This is a genomic window from Corynebacterium sp. HMSC074E01 (assembly GCF_001808885.1).
Taxonomy (GTDB): Bacteria; Actinomycetota; Actinomycetes; order Mycobacteriales; family Mycobacteriaceae; genus Corynebacterium.
The window spans coordinates 448690-449016 of sequence record NZ_KV794854.1 but is presented as its reverse complement, the minus strand read 5'-3'; positions in this window follow the sequence as shown (position 1 = coordinate 449016).

Genomic DNA, 327 nt, shown 5'->3' with positions numbered 1-327 from the left:
TCCCCGCGTAAGCGGGGATGAGCCGTACCACCAGCAGTGGATGGATGAGGCACAACGGTGCTCCCCGCGTAAGCGGGGATGAGCCGTACCAGTAAGCTCCGCACTCTTCATACGACGAGTGCTCCCCGCGTAAGCGGGGATGAGCCGTAGACCGATCCATTTATGACATCTTGCCGGAGGTGCTCCCCGCGTAAGCGGGGATGAGCCGTCCTACTGGCCGCCAAACGAGGCGCCCAGCCTGTGCTCCCCGCGTAAGCGGGGATGAGCCCCCGTGTGGGGTGACTCGCGGAAAATCCGGGTAGTGCTCCCCGCGTAAGCGGGGATGAG